Origin of the sequence: Pseudomonas sp. GZD-222 (assembly GCF_049310525.1) — a bacterium.
In the GTDB taxonomy this organism is placed as follows: Bacteria; Pseudomonadota; Gammaproteobacteria; order Pseudomonadales; family Pseudomonadaceae; genus Aquipseudomonas.
Window position 1 is genome coordinate 1 of record NZ_JBMOWO010000135.1, and the last position, 17224, is coordinate 17224.

14 protein-coding genes and 2 tRNA genes are annotated in these 17224 nt (G+C 58.7%); 15 read left to right on the plus strand and 1 reads right to left on the minus strand.

The features are described from left to right. Nucleotides 1-256: 256 nt before the first annotated feature. The 4 genes from carA (at nucleotide 257) to ACO6VD_RS25465 (ending at nucleotide 5621) form a co-directional block, all read left to right on the plus strand. Nucleotides 257-1393 (plus strand): glutamine-hydrolyzing carbamoyl-phosphate synthase small subunit, encoded by a 1137-nt coding sequence (gene carA / locus ACO6VD_RS25450; RefSeq protein ID WP_422422671.1) that lies wholly within the window; start codon nucleotides 257-259, stop codon nucleotides 1391-1393. A gap of 103 nt (nucleotides 1394-1496) precedes the next feature. Continuing rightward, a complete protein-coding gene (gene carB, locus ACO6VD_RS25455) occupies nucleotides 1497-4718 on the plus strand; it encodes a carbamoyl-phosphate synthase large subunit (protein ID WP_422422672.1) in 3222 nt (1073 codons plus the stop codon). After that, on the plus strand, nucleotides 4715-5197 hold the full coding sequence (gene greA, locus ACO6VD_RS25460; protein ID WP_422422673.1) for a transcription elongation factor GreA: 483 nt from the start codon (nucleotides 4715-4717) through the stop codon (nucleotides 5195-5197). The genes carB and greA overlap by 4 nt, the downstream gene beginning before the upstream one ends. 28 nt (nucleotides 5198-5225) lie before the next feature. Then, nucleotides 5226-5621 (plus strand): MFS transporter, encoded by a 396-nt coding sequence (locus tag ACO6VD_RS25465; protein ID WP_422422694.1) that lies wholly within the window; start codon nucleotides 5226-5228, stop codon nucleotides 5619-5621. 12 nt (nucleotides 5622-5633) lie between these two features. Here ACO6VD_RS25465 and yhbY read toward each other — a convergent pair whose 3' ends face one another. Next, entirely contained in the window at nucleotides 5634-5942 is a 309-nt protein-coding gene (gene yhbY, locus ACO6VD_RS25470; protein ID WP_038606752.1) for a ribosome assembly RNA-binding protein YhbY, read from the minus strand. Between the two features lie 101 nt (nucleotides 5943-6043). On the opposite strand from yhbY, the gene rlmE reads away from it, so the two are divergent. The 11 genes from rlmE (at nucleotide 6044) to infB (ending at nucleotide 17150) form a co-directional block, all read left to right on the plus strand. Beyond that, a complete protein-coding gene (gene rlmE, locus ACO6VD_RS25475) occupies nucleotides 6044-6667 on the plus strand; it encodes a 23S rRNA (uridine(2552)-2'-O)-methyltransferase RlmE (protein WP_422422674.1) in 624 nt (207 codons plus the stop codon). Nucleotides 6668-6879: 212 nt separating this feature from the next. Next, nucleotides 6880-8787 (plus strand): ATP-dependent zinc metalloprotease FtsH, encoded by a 1908-nt coding sequence (ftsH, locus tag ACO6VD_RS25480; protein WP_400170289.1) that lies wholly within the window; start codon nucleotides 6880-6882, stop codon nucleotides 8785-8787. 8 nt (nucleotides 8788-8795) lie between these two features. After that, the gene (folP, locus tag ACO6VD_RS25485; RefSeq protein WP_422422675.1) at nucleotides 8796-9647 is read left to right on the plus strand and encodes a dihydropteroate synthase; all 852 of its coding nucleotides are present in this window, start codon (nucleotides 8796-8798) and stop codon (nucleotides 9645-9647) included. Nucleotides 9648-9663: 16 nt separating this feature from the next. Next, the gene (glmM, locus tag ACO6VD_RS25490) at nucleotides 9664-11004 is read left to right on the plus strand and encodes a phosphoglucosamine mutase (RefSeq protein WP_422422676.1); all 1341 of its coding nucleotides are present in this window, start codon (nucleotides 9664-9666) and stop codon (nucleotides 11002-11004) included. Between the two features lie 66 nt (nucleotides 11005-11070). After that, entirely contained in the window at nucleotides 11071-11826 is a 756-nt protein-coding gene (gene tpiA / locus ACO6VD_RS25495) for a triose-phosphate isomerase (RefSeq protein ID WP_422422677.1), read from the plus strand. A gap of 3 nt (nucleotides 11827-11829) precedes the next feature. Then, a complete protein-coding gene (secG, locus tag ACO6VD_RS25500) occupies nucleotides 11830-12216 on the plus strand; it encodes a preprotein translocase subunit SecG (RefSeq protein ID WP_400170285.1) in 387 nt (128 codons plus the stop codon). A 19-nt stretch (nucleotides 12217-12235) separates the two neighbouring features. Further along, nucleotides 12236-12321, plus strand: a tRNA-Leu gene (locus ACO6VD_RS25505). A gap of 97 nt (nucleotides 12322-12418) precedes the next feature. Then, nucleotides 12419-12495: transfer RNA gene (locus ACO6VD_RS25510), tRNA-Met, on the plus strand. 129 nt (nucleotides 12496-12624) lie between these two features. Next, nucleotides 12625-13083, plus strand: a complete 459-nt coding sequence (gene rimP / locus ACO6VD_RS25515; protein ID WP_400170284.1) for a ribosome maturation factor RimP — start codon at nucleotides 12625-12627, stop codon at nucleotides 13081-13083. 59 nt (nucleotides 13084-13142) lie between these two features. After that, the gene (gene nusA / locus ACO6VD_RS25520) at nucleotides 13143-14624 is read left to right on the plus strand and encodes a transcription termination factor NusA (protein ID WP_038606771.1); all 1482 of its coding nucleotides are present in this window, start codon (nucleotides 13143-13145) and stop codon (nucleotides 14622-14624) included. A 27-nt stretch (nucleotides 14625-14651) separates the two neighbouring features. Next, nucleotides 14652-17150, plus strand: coding sequence for a translation initiation factor IF-2 (gene infB, locus ACO6VD_RS25525; RefSeq protein WP_422422678.1), 2499 nt, complete (start codon nucleotides 14652-14654; stop codon nucleotides 17148-17150). Nucleotides 17151-17224 lie beyond the last annotated feature (74 nt).

Below are 17224 nucleotides of genomic sequence, written 5' to 3' on the forward strand. Positions count from 1 at the left end.
GGGCTTGCCCCGCGATTGCTGATAGCCCGTTGCACCGCATCGCGGGGCAAGCCCGCTCCCACTGTCGCATTCCTGCGCCTTTCAGGCACATCAGTGGTAGACCAAAAAAGCGTTTTTCTGTAAGCTACAGCTTTAGTGTGTCCACTAAAAGCGCGCAGATAATTCGACGAAGAAAGCGGGGTGACGTGTCTATACGTCATTCCGCTTTTTTGCAACCTGCGATCGCCCCTTCAGGCTAGATTTACGGGAGGTCTTCTTGACTAAGCCAGCCATACTCGCCCTTGCTGATGGCAGCATTTTTCGCGGTGAAGCCATTGGAGCCGACGGTCAAACCGTTGGTGAGGTGGTGTTTAACACCGCAATGACCGGCTATCAGGAAATCCTGACTGACCCTTCCTATGCGCAGCAAATCGTTACCCTGACTTACCCGCACATTGGCAACACTGGCACCACGCCGGAAGACGCCGAGTCCGACCGTGTCTGGTCGGCCGGTCTGGTGATTCGCGACCTGCCACTGATTGCGAGCAACTGGCGCAACAAACAGTCGCTGCCGGACTACCTCAAAGCCCACAACGTGGTAGCGATCGCCGGTATCGACACGCGTCGTCTGACGCGTCTCCTGCGTGAGAAGGGCGCGCAGAACGGTTGCATCCTCGCCGGCGACAACATCAGCGAAGAGGCTGCAATTGCCGCCGCTCGCGGTTTCCCTGGTCTCAAGGGCATGGACCTGGCGAAAGTTGTCAGCACCAAGTCCAGCTACGAATGGCGCTCCAGCGTCTGGGAGCTGAAAACCGACAGCCACGCGACCATCGATGCCGCCGAGCTGCCGTACCACGTGGTTGCCTACGACTTCGGCGTCAAGCTGAACATCCTGCGCATGCTGGTAGCGCGCGGTTGCCGCGTGACCGTAGTGCCGGCGCAAACCCCGGCCAGCGAAGTCCTGGCGCTCAATCCTGATGGCGTGTTCCTGTCCAACGGCCCTGGCGATCCGGAGCCATGTGACTACGCGATCCAGGCGATCAAGGACATTCTCGAAACCGAAATCCCGGTCTTCGGCATCTGCCTCGGTCACCAACTGCTGGCCTTGGCCTCCGGTGCCAAGACCGTGAAAATGGGTCATGGTCACCACGGTGCCAACCACCCGGTCCAGGACCTGGACACCGGCGTGGTGATGATCACCAGCCAGAACCACGGTTTTGCGGTCGACGAAGCCACCTTGCCGGGCAACGTCCGCGCCATTCACAAGTCGCTGTTCGACGGTACCCTGCAGGGTATCGAGCGCACCGACAAGAGCGCCTTCAGCTTCCAGGGTCACCCTGAAGCCAGCCCGGGCCCGACTGATGTCGCGCCACTGTTCGACCGTTTCATCGATGCCATGGCCAAGCGCCGCTGAGCACCTGCGAGAAGGCCCTGAACCGGTGCAAGCCGCGTTCAGGTGCTGTCCCAAGAATGTTCAAAGCGGCTTGCCGACTGACCTGCGGAATTGAGTGATACCCATGCCAAAACGTACAGACATTAAAAGCATCCTGATTCTCGGCGCTGGCCCGATCGTGATCGGCCAGGCCTGTGAATTCGACTACTCCGGCGCCCAGGCGTGCAAAGCCCTGCGCGAAGAGGGTTTCCGCGTCATCCTGGTGAACTCCAACCCAGCCACCATCATGACCGACCCGGCCATGGCCGACGCCACCTACATCGAGCCGATCAAATGGCAGACCGTGGCCAAGATCATCGAAAAAGAGCGTCCTGACGCACTGCTGCCGACCATGGGTGGCCAGACCGCTCTGAACTGCGCCCTGGACCTGGAGCGCGAAGGCGTCCTGGAAAAGTTCGGCGTAGAAATGATCGGTGCCAACGCCGATACCATCGACAAGGCCGAAGACCGTTCGCGCTTCGACAAGGCGATGAAGGCCATTGGTCTGGAGTGCCCGCGCTCCGGTATCGCCCACAGCATGGAAGAAGCCAACGCAGTGCTCGAGAAGCTCGGCTTCCCGTGCATCATCCGTCCGTCCTTCACCATGGGCGGCACCGGTGGCGGTATTGCTTACAACCGTGAAGAGTTCGAAGAAATCTGCGCCCGTGGTCTGGACCTGTCGCCGACCAAGGAACTGCTGATCGACGAGTCGCTGATCGGCTGGAAAGAGTACGAGATGGAAGTGGTCCGCGACAAAAAGGACAACTGCATCATCGTTTGCTCCATCGAGAACTTTGACCCGATGGGCGTGCACACCGGTGACTCGATCACCGTTGCACCGGCACAGACCCTGACCGACAAGGAATACCAGATCATGCGCAACGCCTCCCTGGCGGTGCTGCGTGAGATCGGCGTTGAAACCGGCGGTTCCAACGTTCAGTTCGGCATCTGCCCGGACACCGGCCGCATGGTCGTGATCGAGATGAACCCGCGGGTATCGCGTTCCTCGGCCCTGGCGTCGAAAGCCACCGGTTTCCCGATCGCCAAGATCGCCGCCAAGCTGGCTGTCGGTTACACCCTCGACGAACTGCAGAACGACATCACTGGCGGCCGCACCCCGGCTTCCTTCGAGCCGTCGATCGACTACGTCGTCACCAAGCTGCCGCGCTTTGCCTTCGAAAAATTCCCGAAAGCCGACGCCCGCCTGACCACCCAGATGAAATCCGTGGGTGAAGTCATGGCTATCGGCCGGACCTTCCAGGAGTCGCTGCAGAAAGCCCTGCGCGGTCTGGAAGTCGGTGTCAGTGGTCTGGACCCGAAAGTTGACCTGACCAGCCCGGATGCCAACAGCATCCTCAAGCGCGAGCTGACCGTACCGGGCGCCGAGCGTATCTGGTACGTGGCCGACGCCATGCGTGCCGGCATGACCTGCGACGAAATCTTCGCCCTGACCGGTATCGATCACTGGTTCCTGGTGCAGATGGAAGACCTGATCAAGGACGAAGAGAAGGTCAAGACCCTGGCCCTGTCGGCCATCGACAAGGACCTGATGCTGCGTCTGAAACGCAAAGGCTTCTCCGACCAGCGTCTGGCCAAACTGTTGGGTATCACCGACAAGAACCTGCGCCGTCACCGCCACAAGCTGGAAGTGTTCCCGGTCTACAAGCGCGTTGACACCTGCGCCGCCGAGTTCGCCACCGACACCGCCTACCTGTACTCGACCTACGAGGAAGAGTGCGAGGCCAACCCGTCGACGCGCGACAAGATCATGATCCTGGGTGGCGGTCCTAACCGTATCGGCCAGGGTATCGAGTTCGACTACTGCTGCGTACATGCGGCATTGGCCCTGCGTGAAGACGGTTACGAGACCATCATGGTCAACTGCAACCCGGAAACCGTCTCCACCGACTACGACACTTCCGACCGCCTGTACTTCGAGCCGCTGACGCTGGAAGACGTGCTGGAAGTGGTTCGCGTCGAGAAGCCAAAAGGCGTAATCGTTCACTACGGTGGCCAGACCCCGCTGAAACTGGCGCGTGCGCTGGAAGAAGCCGGCGTGCCGATCATCGGCACCAGCCCGGACGCCATTGACCGTGCCGAAGACCGTGAGCGTTTCCAGCACATGGTTCAGCGTCTGAACCTGCTGCAGCCGCCAAACGCCACCGTGCGCAGCGAAGACGAAGCAATTCGTGCCGCCGGTGTTATCGGTTACCCACTGGTGGTGCGCCCGTCCTACGTGCTGGGCGGCCGTGCGATGGAAATCGTCTACGAGCTGGACGAGCTCAAGCGCTACCTGCGTGAAGCGGTACAAGTCTCCAACGACAGCCCGGTGCTGCTCGACCACTTCCTCAACTGCGCCATCGAGATGGACGTGGATGCGGTCTGCGACGGCAAGGACGTAGTCATCGGCGCGATCATGCAGCACATCGAACAGGCGGGTGTTCACTCCGGTGACTCGGCTTGCTCGCTGCCACCGTACTCGCTGCCAGCCCATGTTCAGGACGAAGTCCGTGAGCAGGTCAGGAAGATGGCGCTTGAGCTGGGTGTTGTCGGCTTGATGAACGTTCAGCTGGCCCTGCAGGGCGACAAGATCTACGTGATCGAAGTCAACCCGCGCGCTTCGCGTACCGTGCCTTTCGTCTCGAAGTGCATCGGCACATCGCTGGCGATGATCGCCGCGCGCGTCATGGCCGGTAAATCGCTGAAAGAAATCGGTTTCACCGAGGAAATCATTCCTAACTTCTACAGCGTCAAAGAAGCGGTGTTCCCGTTTGCCAAGTTCCCGGGTGTTGACCCGATCCTCGGCCCAGAGATGAAATCCACCGGTGAAGTCATGGGTGTCGGCGACAGCTTCGGTGAAGCCTTCGCCAAGGCCCAGATGGGTGCCAGCGAAGTACTGCCAACCGGCGGTACCGCGTTCATCAGCGTGCGTGACGACGACAAGCCACAAGTGGCCGGCGTTGCCCGTGACCTGATCGCCCTGGGCTTCGAAGTGGTTGCCACCGTCGGTACCGCCAAGGTTATCGAAGCGGCTGGCCTGAAAGTGCGTCGCGTGAACAAGGTGACCGAAGGTCGTCCGCACGTGGTCGACATGATCAAGAACGACGAAGTGTCGCTGATCATCAACACCACCGAAGGTCGTCAGTCGATCGCTGACTCCTACTCGATTCGTCGCAATGCGTTGCAGCACAAGATTTACTGCACCACCACCATTGCGGCCGGTGAAGCCATCTGTGAAGCGCTGAAATTTGGTCCGGAAAAGACCGTTCGCCGCTTGCAGGATCTGCATGCAGGACTCAAAGCATGAGCATTACCAAGTACCCGATGACCGTCCAGGGCGCTCGCGCCCTGGAGGAAGAGCACCTTTTCCTGAGCAAGACCGAGCGTCCGCGCCTGAGTCAGGCCATTGGCGAAGCCCGCGAGCTGGGCGATCTCAAGGAGAATGCCGAGTACCACGCTGCCCGTGAAGAGCAGGGTATGGTCGAGGCGCGTATCCGCGATATCGAAGGTCGTCTGCAGAACTCGGTCGTGATCGATGTCACCACCATTGCCCACACCGGCAAGGTGATCTTTGGCACCACCGTGGACCTGGAAAACACCGAGTCCGGCGAGCAGGTGACTTACCAGATCGTTGGTGAGGACGAAGCTGACGTCAAGAATGGCAAGCTCTCGGTCGGCGCTCCGATCGCCCGTGCCATCATTGGCAAGGAAGAGGGTGATACCGTGGTGATCAAGACGCCAAGCGGGACGGTCGAGTACGAGATTGTCGAAGTCAAGCACATCTGACCGCCGCCGCGGCTTTGCTGCGGCCACGGTGATCTGGCAACTGACCCAGGTGTTCTGGGTTGGTGGCCTGTGGATGTTGCATTTCTGTCTGCTGCCGGCGTTGGGTAAAGTTGGCCTGGCGCCGCTGCTGATCGAAGATATTGGCAGTCTGATGGCATCATTGCTGGTGGCGTTTGCGGCGTTTTGCGCAGGTGTACAGGTGTTGGTGCTGGTTCAGGCGCAGGGCCTGTCCAGTCTGTGGCGGGACATGCGAGGGCAGTTGCTGTTGATGGCGATGCTGGCGTGTATGGCGTATTTTGCCGTGCGCGTGGGATTGCCCGAAGAGCTGCGCTGGCAGTTGTTCTGTTATCTGGTTCTGGGTATTACCGGCTTGCTGCTGGTCATGCAGCCGGTGCCGGGCAGGGCGCGCATAGCGCGCCACTGACCGCGGCGACCATCACTTGTAGCGATGGATATTCGACAGCTGCTTGTTCGGCTGCGGGTTGCGGCGGTAGATCAGCGCCTTTTTGCCGATGGTCTGTACCAGTTCGGCGCGGCCGGCCTTGCACAGCGCGGCGATTGCGGCAGCACGTTCTTCCCGGTCTTCCGAACGAATCTCGACCTTGATCAGTTCGTGATCGGCCAGAGCGCGTTCGAGTTCGGCGATAACGCCCTCAGTCAGCCCATTGCCTGCCACAATCAGAACTGGTTTCAGATCGTGGCCAATGGATTTGTACTGTTTCTTCTGCTCGTTATTGAGCGGCATAATCTGACCCTTGTGTCTGATTCTGTAAAAATGGCGGCCATTTTACCCGAGGGCCCGTGGATCCGCCCAGTTAATCACGACCCTAATCATCGAGGTGCCCAGTGGCGCGTTCCAAGACAAGCCTTGGCTGGCTGAAAGAACACTTCAACGATCCTTACGTCAAAAAGGCGCAAAAGGATGGTTATCGCTCGCGTGCGAGCTATAAATTGCTGGAAATCCAGGAAAAGTACCGTTTGATCCGCCCTGGCATGAGCGTCATCGACCTCGGCGCGGCCCCTGGTGGCTGGTCGCAGGTGACCAGCCGTCTGATCGGCGGTCAGGGTCGTCTGATTGCTTCTGACATCCTGGAAATGGACAGCATTCCGGATGTCACCTTCATTCGTGGCGATTTTACTCAGGATGAAGTTCTGGCGCAGATTCTCGAGGCGGTCGGTAATTCACATGTAGACCTTGTGATTTCCGATATGGCCCCCAATATGAGTGGTACGCCTGCCGTGGACATGCCCAAGGCCATGTTCCTCTGCGAGCTGGCGCTCGACCTGGCAGCCCGGGTGCTCAAGCCCGGTGGCGATTTTGTGATCAAGATTTTCCAGGGCGAAGGATTTGACGTGTATCTGAAAGATGCCCGTAAAAAGTTCGACAAGATCATAATGCTCAAACCGGATTCCTCGCGGGGTCGCTCCCGTGAGCAGTACATGCTGGCGCGCGGTTATCGCGGCGAGTAAGGCTTCAGGCTGGTGGCTTTCAGGGTGTCCGATAGTTATTTCCAATCGGCCGTCCTGCCTGACCTGGATGAACATCGTGTAGTCTAGGTTTCACAAAGGGTTACAGACGGCGCCTGCAGATGTGCAGGTTATGTAGTAAGTTAGGCCGGTGAATATCATGCGAGGCACGGCTGCGCCGTCAGCCGGCTTCAGAGGGTAGCTAATTGAACGATATGGCAAAGAACTTGATCCTGTGGTTGATCATCGCGGCTGTCCTGGTGACGGTGATGAACAACTTCTCCAGCCCGAATGAGCCGCAGACCCTCAACTATTCCGACTTCATTCAGCAGGTCAAGGATGGCAAGGTCGAGCGCGTAGCGGTCGATGGCTATGTCATTACCGGCAAGCGCACTGATGGCGACAGCTTCAAGACCATCCGTCCTGCCATTGCAGACAACGGCCTGATCGGCGATCTGGTCGACAACCACGTCGTGGTTGAAGGCAAGCAGCCTGAGCAACAGTCCATCTGGACCCAGCTGCTGGTCGCGAGCTTCCCGATCCTGGTGATCATTGCCGTATTCATGTTCTTCATGCGCCAGATGCAAGGTGGTGCAGGCGGCAAGGGCGGGCCGATGAGTTTCGGCAAGAGCAAGGCGCGCCTGCTGTCCGAAGACCAGGTCAAGACCACCCTGGCCGATGTCGCGGGTTGCGACGAAGCCAAGGAAGAAGTCGGCGAACTGGTAGAGTTCCTGCGCGATCCAGGCAAGTTCCAGCGCCTGGGCGGTCGTATTCCTCGTGGCGTGCTGATGGTCGGCCCACCGGGTACCGGTAAAACCCTGCTGGCAAAGGCCATTGCCGGTGAAGCCAAGGTGCCGTTCTTCACTATCTCCGGTTCCGACTTCGTCGAAATGTTCGTCGGTGTTGGTGCCAGCCGTGTTCGCGACATGTTCGAGCAGGCCAAGAAACACGCACCGTGCATTATCTTCATCGACGAGATCGACGCCGTTGGTCGCCACCGTGGCGCCGGCATGGGCGGTGGTCACGACGAGCGTGAGCAGACTCTCAACCAGTTGCTGGTAGAGATGGACGGCTTCGAAATGAACGACGGCATCATCGTTATCGCCGCGACCAACCGTCCGGACGTGCTCGATCCGGCGCTGCTGCGTCCTGGTCGTTTCGACCGTCAGGTTGTGGTCGGGCTGCCGGATATCCGCGGTCGTGAACAGATCCTCAAAGTACACATGCGCAAGGTGCCGGTCGGCGAGAACGTCAATCCTGCGGTTATCGCCCGTGGTACCCCTGGTTTCTCCGGTGCTGACCTTGCCAACCTGGTCAACGAGGCTTCGCTGTTCGCTGCTCGTGGTGGCAAACGTGTTGTCGAGATGAAAGAGTTCGAGCTGGCCAAAGACAAGATCATGATGGGTGCCGAGCGCAAATCCATGGTCATGTCCGAGAAAGAGAAGCAGAACACCGCCTATCACGAAGCCGGTCACGCCATCGTCGGTCGCGTTGTGCCTGAGCATGACCCGGTCTACAAGGTTTCGATCATTCCGCGTGGTCGTGCCCTGGGTGTCACCATGTTCCTCCCGGAGGAGGACCGTTACAGCCTGTCCAAGCGTGCGTTGATCAGCCAGATCTGCTCGCTGTATGGCGGTCGTATCGCTGAGGAAATGACCCTTGGTTTTGACGGTGTGACTACCGGCGCCTCCAACGACATCATGCGTGCCAGTCAGATTGCCCGAAACATGGTTACCAAGTGGGGATTGTCTGAAAAACTCGGTCCGCTGATGTATGCCGAGGAAGAAGGCGAGGTGTTCCTGGGTCGCAGTGCCGGTTCCCAGCACGCTAGCGTCTCGGGTGAAACCGCCAAGCTGATCGATTCCGAGGTGCGCAGCATCATCGATCAGTGCTACGCCACTGCCAGGCAGATCCTCACGGACAACCGTGACAAGCTTGATGCGATGGCCGATGCCTTGATGAAGTACGAAACCATCGATGCCGAGCAGATCGACGACATCATGGCTGGTCGCACTCCACGTGAGCCGCGTGACTGGGAAGGTGGATCAGGCACTTCGGGCACCCCTGCGCAGCAAGGTGATCGTCCGGAATCGCCGATCGGCGGCCCAGCGGCGCAAATCTAAGGGCTCTTATGACCTCACAGCAGTACCCAACCCGGTTGCCTTGCGGCAACCGGGTTCTTGATTTGTCCCGTACCCATGTCATGGGTATTCTCAATATCACTCCCGATTCCTTCTCCGACGGCGGCCGCTTCAATCAGCGGGATGCAGCGCTGCGTCATGCCGAGGCAATGGTCGCAGCCGGTGCAACCCTGATCGATATAGGCGGTGAATCCACCCGGCCTGGTGCCAGGGCGGTTTCTGTGCTCGAAGAGTTGGAGCGGGTAGCGCCGATGGTCGAAGCGATCAATCGCGAGCTGGACGTGGTAATCTCAGTCGACACCTCGACGCCCGCGGTTATTCGCGAGTCGGCCAGGCTCGGTGCTGGCTTGATCAACGATGTTCGTTCACTCAGTCGTGATGGCGCCCTGGATGCGGCAGCGGCAACCGGCTTGCCGGTGTGCCTTATGCATATGCGTGGCGAACCGGGCGACATGCAGGACAATCCTCATTACGAAGATGTCACCGTCGAAGTGGCGAGCTATCTTGAGCAAAGGATGGTGGCATGTGCGGCGGTGGGTATTGATGCCGAACGGATCATCCTCGATCCGGGCTTCGGTTTTGCCAAGACGCTTGCGCACAACCTCAGCCTGTTTAAACACATGGAGTTCCTGTATCGCCTTGGCCGCCCATTGTTGGTGGGTGTTTCGCGCAAGAGCATGATCGGACAGACCCTTGATCGTCCGGTCGAACAGCGACTCTACGGCAGCCTGGCATTGGCTGCGTTGGCGATGACCAAGGGTGCGAGCATCCTGCGTGTTCACGATGTCGCCGAAACCGCCGATGTAGTGCGGATGATTGCAGCGGTTCAAACCGCCGAATAAGCGTGATGGAGCATCTATGAGCAGAAAATATTTTGGTACCGACGGTATTCGTGGCCGCGTCGGTGAATACCCGATCACCCCTGATTTCATGCTCAAGCTCGGCTGGGCCGCGGGCATGGCGTTTCGCAAACAGGGTGCCTGTCGGGTGCTGGTCGGCAAGGACACACGTATTTCCGGTTACATGTTCGAGTCAGCCCTGGAGGCCGGTCTTTCCGCCGCAGGTGCAGATGTGATGCTGCTTGGGCCAATGCCGACCCCGGCAATCGCCTATTTGACCCGCACGTTCCATGCTGAAGCAGGCATTGTCATCAGTGCCTCGCACAATCCTCATGACGACAACGGCATCAAGTTCTTCTCCGGCCAGGGCACCAAGTTGCCGGACGAAGTTGAGCTGATGATCGAAGAGTTGCTCGATCAGCCAATGACCGTGGTCGAGTCCAGCAAGCTGGGCAAGGTCTCGCGAATCAACGACGCAGCCGGGCGCTATATCGAATTCTGCAAGAGCAGTGTACCGACCAGTACCGATTTTGCGGGCCTCAAGCTGGTGGTCGACTGTGCTCACGGTGCTACCTACAAGGTGGCGCCAAGTGTGTTCCGCGAGCTCGGCGCCGATGTCACGGTGCTGTCGGCGCAGCCGGACGGTCTGAACATCAATGAAGGCTGTGGCTCGACTCATATCGAGTCGCTGCAGGCAGCAGTTCTGGTCGGTCATGCCGACCTGGGTATTGCCTTCGATGGCGACGGCGACCGGGTGCTGATGGTTGACCATACCGGTGCGATCGTCGATGGCGATGAGTTGCTGTTCATCATCGCCCGTGACCTGCAGGAGCGTGGCAAGTTGCAGGGCGGGGTGGTTGGCACCCTGATGAGCAACCTGGGCCTGGAGCTGGCGCTCAAGGACCTGGATATCCCCTTCGTGCGTGCCAAAGTAGGTGACCGCTACGTGATGGCCGAGCTGCTGGAGCGCGAATGGGTGCTCGGCGGCGAGAACTCGGGGCATGTGGTTTGCTTCAACCACACCACCACCGGTGATGCGATCATTGCTGCGCTGCAGGTGCTGATGGCCCTCAAGCGTCGCGGTGAGACCCTTGCTCAGGCTCGTCAGGCCCTGCGCAAGTGCCCACAGGTCCTGATCAATGTGCGCTTCGGCGCAAGCAAGGTCGACCCGCTGGAGCATCCGGCGGTGAAAGAAGCCTCTGCCCGGGTAACCGAGGAAATGGCCGGGCGTGGTCGCGTGTTGTTGCGCAAGTCCGGAACAGAGCCTTTGGTGCGGGTAATGGTCGAGGGCGACGACGAAAGTCAGGTTCGCGCCCATGCCGAAACCCTGGCAAAACTGGTAAGTGATGTTTGCGTTTGAAATACGCTTGCCAGCAGTGATTTGGTTGGGTAACATCTGCGCCCACTTTGACCGACGAGGTACAGCATGCGTCGCCCTATGGTAGCTGGTAACTGGAAGATGCACGGTACCCGCGCCAGCGTCGCTGAGCTGATCAAGAGCTTGAGTAATCAGGCCTTGCCGAGCGGTGTTGAGGTCGCGGTGTTTCCTCCCTCGCTGTACATCAATCAAGTGGTTGATGGATTGCAGGGCAAGTCGATCACTGTAGGCGCTCAGAATTCTGCGGTACAGCCTGAGCAAGGCGCACTGACCGGTGAAATTGCACCGAGTCAACTGGCTGAGGCAGGTTGCGAGCTGGTACTGATTGGGCACTCCGAGCGCCGCCAGATCATTGGCGAGAACGACGAAGTGCTTAATCGCAAGTTCGCTGCGGCACAGGCTTGTGGTTTGAAGCCGGTGTTCTGCGTAGGGGAAACCCTCGAAGAGCGCGAAGCGGGTAAAACGCTTGAGATTGTCGGGCGTCAGTTGGGTAGCATCATCGAAGCGTTCGGTGTTGATGCCTTCACCCAAGCGGTGATTGCTTATGAGCCTGTATGGGCCATTGGTACGGGTCTGACGGCCACGCCACAGCAAGCTCAGGATGTGCATGCAGCCATCCGCGCTCAGCTGGCGGCAGAGAATGCCGAAGTCGCGAAGAATGTGCGGCTTCTATACGGCGGCAGCGTGAAGGCGGCCAATGCGGCTGAACTGTTCGGCATGCCGGATATCGATGGGGGCCTGATTGGTGGGGCGTCCCTGAACGCAGACGAATTCGGTGCAATTTGTCGCGCCGCAGGAAACTGAAAAATGCTGGAAACAGTCATCGTTGTGTTTCATCTGTTGGGCGCACTGGGTTTGGTAGTGCTGGTGTTGCTGCAACAGGGTAAAGGTGCGGAAGCGGGTGCATCTTTCGGCGCAGGTGCTTCAAATACTGTGTTCGGAAGCCAAGGTTCTGCTACCTTTCTGAGTAAGTTTACTGCTATACTAGCTGCCTCTTTCTTCTTAACTGCTCTTGGGTTAGGATACTTTGCTAAAGAGAAAGCTCATGAGCTGACTCAAGTAGGGTTGCCAGATCCAGCAGTGTTGGAAGTGAAGCAGCAAAAACCGGCAACAGATGATGTACCGGTGCTCCAGGAGCAGAAGAGCGGAGCCACTAATACTGGCGATGTTCCTCCAGCCCAAGAGCAGAAGTAACGGGTTTCAAAGTAGTATTGCCGAGGTGGTGGAATTGGTAGACACGCAACCTTGAGGTGGTTGTGCCCATAGGGTGTAGGGGTTCGAGTCCCCTTCTCGGTACCAATTGAAACAAGACAGCCCGCTACAGCGGGCTTTCTTGTAGGTGGAGGTTAGATTGACCCTAACAGGGTTCGGTCGTATACTTTCGCCCCAGCTTTGTCGCGGGGTGGAGCAGTCTGGTAGCTCGTCGGGCTCATAACCCGAAGGTCGTTGGTTCAAATCCAGCCCCCGCAACCAGTTTCAGCGGAGCCCCTTTTTCAGGGGCTTTTTCTTGGCTGAACAGTCATAGCGCCGGTATTCAACGGCGTATCAGGGATGGGCGCTTTGCCCATTTTTTATTTGCATAGCATGCACGAGGGGGTTCAGGTGTCGAGCAAGCTAGAACAGTTGCAGGCCTTGTTGGCCCCGGTGGTCGAGGCTCTTGGCTATCAATGCTGGGGGATCGAATTCATCTCTCAAGGCAAACATTCGGTACTGCGTATCTATATCGATAAAGAGGATGGAATCCTGGTTGATGACTGCGCGATTGTCAGTCGTCAGATCAGCGGTGTTCTCGATGTCGAAGATCCGATCAGTTCCGAGTACACCCTTGAAGTGTCCTCTCCTGGCATGGAACGCCCGCTGTTCACTTTGGAACAGTTTGCTTCGCATGCCGGCGAACAAGTGAAGATCAAGCTGCGTACGCCCTTTGAAGGTCGTCGTAACTTTCAGGGCCTTCTCCGTGGCGTGGAGGAGCAGGATGTGGTTGTCCAGGTAGACAACCAAGAGTTCCTGTTGCCGATCGATTCGATCGACAAGGCCAACATTATTCCCAGTTTTGACTGAGACGTGCCGGATCCCGCGGACCGCGCGGATCCAATGGCTTGCGAAAGGCGAGGCGTACGATGAGCAAAGAAGTACTGCTGGTTGTTGAGTCGGTATCCAACGAAAAGGGCGTACCGGCCGGCGTAATTTTTGAAGCGCTGGAAGTGGCTCTGGCCACTGCAACCAAAAAACGTTTTGACGACGAAGTCGACCTGCGTGTGGAAATCAATCGCCACACCGGTAGCTACGAAACCTTCCGTCGCTGGACAGTCGTCGAAGAAAAGGATCTGGATGATCCTGCAATCGAAGTCTGGCCGGCGAAGATTCAGGAGACTCATCCTGAAGCGAAAGTCGGTGACGTAATCGAAGAGAAGATCGAATCGATCGAGTTCGGTCGTATCGCCGCCCAGACCGCCAAGCAAGTCATCGTCCAGAAGGTCCGTGAAGCCGAGCGCGCCCAGGTAGTAGATGCCTATCGCGAACGACTGGGCGAGATCATCTCCGGTACCGTCAAAAAGGTCACCCGTGACAACGTCATCGTTGACCTGGGCAACAACGCCGAAGCGTTGCTGGCCCGTGAAGACATCATCTCTCGCGAGACTTTCCGTGTCGGTGTGCGCCTGCGCGCTCTGCTCAAGGAAATTCGCACCGAGAACCGTGGCCCACAGCTGATCCTGTCGCGTACCGCGCCACAGATGCTGATCGAACTGTTCCGCATCGAAGTGCCGGAAATCGCCGAGGGCCTGATCGAAGTCATGGCCGCATCCCGTGATCCGGGTTCGCGTGCCAAAATCGCCGTACGCTCCAAGGACAAGCGCATCGACCCGCAGGGTGCCTGCATCGGCATGCGCGGTTCGCGAGTCCAGGCAGTGTCCGGTGAACTGGGCGGCGAACGTGTGGACATCGTCCTGTGGGACGACAACCCTGCACAGTTCGTCATCAACGCAATGTCGCCGGCTGAAGTCGCGGCGATCATCGTCGATGAAGATGCCCACGCCATGGACATCGCTGTGGGTGCCGACAACCTGGCCCAAGCGATCGGCCGTGGTGGCCAGAACGTGCGTCTTGCCAGCCAGTTGACCGGCTGGACTTTGAACGTGATGACCGAATCGGACATCCAGGCCAAGCAGCAAGCTGAAACCGGTGACATCCTGCGCAACTTCATCGACGAGCTGGAAGTCGACGAAGAGCTGGCACAGGTGCTGGTCGATGAAGGCTTCACCAGCCTGGAAGAGATTGCCTACGTACCGTTGGAAGAAATGCTCAACATCGACGGCTTTGACGAAGACATCGTCAATGAGCTTCGTGCTCGTGCCAAGGATCGTTTGTTGACCAAAGCCATCGCTACTGAGGAAAAGCTGGCAGACGCCCATCCGGCCGAAGACCTGCTCTCGCTTGAGGGTATGGACAAGGATTTGGCGATGGAACTGGCGGTGCGCGGCGTAGTTACCCGCGAAGACCTGGCCGAGCAGTCGATTGACGACCTGCTCGACATCGACGGCATCGACCAAGAGCGTGCCGGCAAGTTGATCATGGCCGCCCGAGCCCATTGGTTCGAGTAATTAGGCGCGGCCTGAGGAGAGAAGTGCATGACGCAAGTCACGGTGAAAGAATTGGCCCAAGAGGTCGCTGCACCGGTAGAGCGCCTGCTGCAGCAGATGCGTGAGGCAGGTCTGCCGCACACCGACGCCGGTCAAGTAGTGACCGATAATGAGAAGCAGGCTCTGCTGGCTCATTTGAAGAGCAGCCACAAGGCTAAGGTGGAAGAGCCGCGCAAGATTACCTTGCAGCGCAAAACCACCAGCACCCTGCGTGTTGCCGGTAGCAAGAGCATCAGCGTAGAAGTACGCAAGAAGAAAGTATTCGTTCAGCGCAGCCCTGAAGAAATCCAGGCCGAGCAGAAACGTGAGCTGGAAGAGCGCCGTGCAGCTGAAAATGCTGCGCGTGAGAAGGCCGATGCCGAATCGCGTCAGCGTGCCGATGAAGAAGCGCGTCGCCAGCCGACTGCAGCGCCTGCTGCCGCTGCCCCGGTTGCCCCGGCTCCTGCCCCGGTAATCGCTGCTGCTGACGCAGCGCCGGCACCTGTTGCCGAGCGCAAGAAAGACGACGTGCGTCGTAGCGACAAGTCCCGTGACGACGATCGTCGTGGTGGCGAGCGCCGCAACGAAGCACCGCGTGTTTCGGTCAAGGTCAAGGAAAAGGAAAAGGCGCCAACCCCGCGTGCCGCTCCGCGTACTACCGACGAAGAAAGCGATGGCTTCCGTCGTGGTGGTCGTGGCAAGGGCAAGCCGAAGAAGCGCAATGCCCATGGTTTCCAAAGCCCGACTGGTCCGGTTATCCGCGACGTACAGATCGGCGAGACCATCACCGTTTCCGATCTGGCCAACCAGATGTCCGTCAAGGGCGCTGAAGTCGTCAAGTTCATGTTCAAGCTGGGCACTCCGGTGACCATCAACCAGGTGCTCGATCGCGAGACCGCTCAACTGGTTGCTGAAGAGCTGGGCCACAAGGTTACCCTGGTCAGTGATACCGCCCTGGAAGACTCCCTGGCAGAATCGCTGAAGTTCGAAGGTGAGACCTTCGCCCGTGCGCCGGTCGTGACCGTAATGGGCCACGTTGACCACGGTAAGACCTCGCTGCTCGACTACATACGTCGTGCCAAGGTAGCCGCTGGCGAAGCCGGTGGTATTACTCAGCACATCGGTGCCTACCACGTTGAAACTGACCGCGGTATGGTCACTTTCCTCGACACCCCTGGTCACGCCGCGTTCACCGCGATGCGTGCTCGTGGTGCCAAGGCCACCGACATCGTGATCCTCGTGGTCGCGGCGGACGACGGTGTGATGCCGCAAACCCGTGAAGCCGTTCAGCATGCCAAGGCAGCTGGCGTTCCACTGGTTGTTGCAGTGAACAAGATCGACAAGCCAGGTGCTGATCTGGATCGTATCCGCAACGAGCTGTCCGTCGAAGGCGTCACTTCCGAGGAATGGGGTGGTGACACGCCGTTCGTCAAGGTTTCGGCGAAGATGGGTACCGGTGTTGACGAGCTGCTTGAAGCTGTTCTGCTGCAAGCCGAGATCCTCGAACTCAAGGCTACTCCGTCGGCCCCGGGTCGTGGTGTGGTCGTCGAATCGCGTCTGGACAAGGGCCGCGGCCCGGTAGCTACCGTGCTGGTTCAAGACGGTACCCTGCGTCAAGGCGACATGGTCCTGTGCGGTTCGAACTACGGCCGTGTACGGGCCATGCTCGACGAAAACGGCAAGCCTGTTAAGGAAGCCGGTCCGGCAATCCCGGTCGAGATTCTCGGCCTGGACGGCACCCCGGATGCCGGTGACGAGCTGTCGGTAGTGGCTGACGAGAAGAAGGCCCGCGAAGTTGCCCTGTTCCGTCAAGGCAAGTTCCGCGAAGTCAAACTGGCTCGCGCACATGCTGGCAAGCTCGAGAACATTTTCGAGAACATGGGCCAGGAAGAGAAGAAAACCCTCAACATCGTGCTCAAGTCCGATGTACGTGGTTCTCTCGAGGCTCTGCAGGGCTCTCTGAGTGGTCTGGGCAACGACGAAGTACAGGTTCGCGTGATTGGTGGCGGTGTCGGTGGTATCACCGAGAGCGACGCCAACCTGGCCCTGGCTTCCAATGCAGTACTGTTCGGCTTCAACGTGCGTGCCGATGCCGGCGCGCGCAAGATCGTCGAGCAGGAAGGTCTGGATATGCGTTACTACAACGTAATCTACGACATCATTGAAGACGTCAAGAAAGCCCTGACCGGTATGCTCGGCAGCGATGTTCGCGAGAACATCCTGGGTATCGCCGAAGTGCGTGATGTATTCCGTTCGCCGAAGTTCGGCGCCATTGCTGGCTGCATGGTCACCGAGGGTGTGGTTTACCGCAACCGTCCGATTCGCGTACTGCGCGAAGACGTGGTGATCTTCGAAGGCGAGCTGGAATCGCTGCGTCGCTTCAAGGACGATGCGTCCGAAGTACGTGCCGGCATGGAATGCGGTATCGGCGTGAAGAGCTACAACGACGTCAAGGTCGGCGACAAGATCGAAGTCTTCGAGAAAGTCCAAGTGGCTCGTACGCTCTAAGCATCGAGCATGGGAGGCGCGAAACGCCCGTCGCAAGGCGGTCGCCAGTGCCTCTGAACGCAACGCCCGGTCAG

Excerpts from the sequence above, each read along its gene's own strand:
- carB (WP_422422672.1), top strand. The coding sequence starts at position 1,497 with ATGCCAAAACGTACAGACATTAAAAGCATCCTGATTCTCGGCGCTGGC.
- greA (WP_422422673.1), top strand. The coding sequence starts at position 4,715 with ATGAGCATTACCAAGTACCCGATGACCGTCCAGGGCGCTCGCGCCCTG.
- yhbY (WP_038606752.1), bottom strand. The coding sequence starts at position 5,942 with ATGCCGCTCAATAACGAGCAGAAGAAACAGTACAAATCCATTGGCCAC.
- ftsH (WP_400170289.1), top strand. The coding sequence starts at position 6,880 with ATGGCAAAGAACTTGATCCTGTGGTTGATCATCGCGGCTGTCCTGGTG.
- folP (WP_422422675.1), top strand. The coding sequence starts at position 8,796 with ATGACCTCACAGCAGTACCCAACCCGGTTGCCTTGCGGCAACCGGGTT.
- glmM (WP_422422676.1), top strand. The coding sequence starts at position 9,664 with ATGAGCAGAAAATATTTTGGTACCGACGGTATTCGTGGCCGCGTCGGT.
- tpiA (WP_422422677.1), top strand. The coding sequence starts at position 11,071 with ATGCGTCGCCCTATGGTAGCTGGTAACTGGAAGATGCACGGTACCCGC.
- secG (WP_400170285.1), top strand. The coding sequence starts at position 11,830 with ATGCTGGAAACAGTCATCGTTGTGTTTCATCTGTTGGGCGCACTGGGT.
- nusA (WP_038606771.1), top strand. The coding sequence starts at position 13,143 with ATGAGCAAAGAAGTACTGCTGGTTGTTGAGTCGGTATCCAACGAAAAG.
- infB (WP_422422678.1), top strand. The coding sequence starts at position 14,652 with ATGACGCAAGTCACGGTGAAAGAATTGGCCCAAGAGGTCGCTGCACCG.